Origin of the sequence: Streptomyces coryli (genome assembly GCF_011044975.1) — a bacterium.
Classification (GTDB): domain Bacteria; phylum Actinomycetota; class Actinomycetes; order Streptomycetales; family Streptomycetaceae; genus Streptomyces; species Streptomyces coryli.
In genome coordinates this window covers 1-1573 of record NZ_JAAKZV010000513.1, presented here as the reverse complement: position 1 = coordinate 1573, position 1573 = coordinate 1, and the positions used below count along the sequence as shown (strand labels likewise).

General features: G+C 71.1%; 2 protein-coding genes. Both read left to right on the top strand.

From position 1 onward, the window contains the following. The first annotated feature begins 212 nt into the window (after positions 1–212). Positions 213–824 carry a SprT-like domain-containing protein gene (locus G5C51_RS41835; protein WP_165246143.1) on the top strand — a complete coding sequence of 204 codons (612 nt, stop codon included), beginning with the start codon at positions 213–215 and terminating at the stop codon, positions 822–824. Between the two features lie 60 nt (positions 825–884). Next, positions 885–1573: TerD family protein (locus tag G5C51_RS41830; protein ID WP_165246141.1), on the top strand; the 689-nt coding region annotated here is incomplete at its 3' end.

The window sequence follows — 1573 nt, the reverse complement described above, 5'->3', positions numbered from 1 at the left end:
CCCATCACCCCTGGCCGAAGCCACGCCCACCACCACGACCGCCCCCCATCCGCGATCACGCCCTCACCTTGCCCGATCGGCCATCGCAGGGCCGAAAGTTATCCACAGGCTGGGGGAATTAGTACGACAAGCCGGTCGGGCCGTGTGGCCACGACGCCCGGATCTGGCCACGGCCCGGGACTTATGTCCGTCTCAACAGGTAACGTCGAGGCGTGCCTGCCGACCAAGAGCACGCCGCCGGACGCACGCCCCGACCCACGAGCGCGGTCGAGGTCCGCCGCAGTGCGCGCAGGCGCAGGACCGTATCCGCTTATCGCGAGGGCGATCGCACCGTCGTCCTGATCCCCGCCCGGATGAGCGAGGCGGAGGAAGAGCGCTGGGTCGCGGTCATGCTCGACAAGCTCAAGGCGCAGGAGAAGCGGCGCCGGCCCGGCGACGCCGAGCTCGCCGCCCGCGCCGCGCGGCTCTCCGAGCAGTACCTCGGCGGCCGCGCCCGCCCCGCGAGCGTCCGCTGGGTCACGAACCAGAACACCCGCTGGGGCTCGTGCACCCCGTCCGAAGGCAGCATCCGGCTGTCGCACCGCCTCCAGGGGATGCCGGAGTACGTGATCGACTACGTGCTCGTGCACGAGCTCGCGCATCTGCTGGAGCCCGGCCACGGCCCCGCCTTCTGGCGCCTGATGGAGGCGTATCCGCGGACCGAGCGCGCCCGCGGTTATCTCGAGGGCGTGGTCGCCGGCGAATCGCTGCCCTACGTGCCGCCGGCCCGCGATGAGGACCGGGAACAAGAACCCGCCCTCCCGGGCGGCGAATCGAGCGACTAGGGTGAGCCACCGGCCGGCACGGTCGTTATGTCAACATCTGCAGGGGGATGGTCGTTTCGCATGTCCAGGCAATTCCAGCGTGGCCACAAGGCCAAAATCAGTGACCTGACGGCGGGCACCGACCTGTACGTCGGCGTGAACATAACCGCGCCCGGACTCACCTTCGACATCAGCTGCTTCGGCCTCGATGGAGATGAGCGTCTCTCCGACGACAGCTACTTCATCTTCTTCAACCAGCCGAAGTCGCCGGAGGAGTCCATCCAGCTGCTGGGCGCCCAGTCCGGCGACACCGAGTCCTTCCGCGTGACGCTCGACCGCATCCCGCAGCAGATCCGCCGCCTCTCCTTCACCGCGACCATCGACGGCAACGGCCAGATGTCGCAGGTCGGCCCGGGCTGGATCCGCATCGTGGCCGGGGGCGAGGAGGTCGTGCGCTACGCCTTCGACGGCTCCGAGTTCACGACCGAACGCGCCGTGATGCTCGGCGACTTCTACTTCAAGGACGTGTGGCGCTTCGCGGCCATCGGCCAGGGCTTCGACGGCGGCCTCGACGCGCTGCTGAAGCACTTCGGCGGCGAGGTCCTGGAGGAGCAGGGCGGCGGCCAGGCGCAGGACTCCGGCGCGGCCCCGGGCTTCGCCCCGCCGGCCGAGACCGCGGCCCCGCCCGCCTTCGCGCCCCCGGGCGCGCCGGCGCAGCAGCCCGCGGCCCAGGCGCCCCAGCCCGCGCCCCAAGCGCCGGCGCGCCCGGG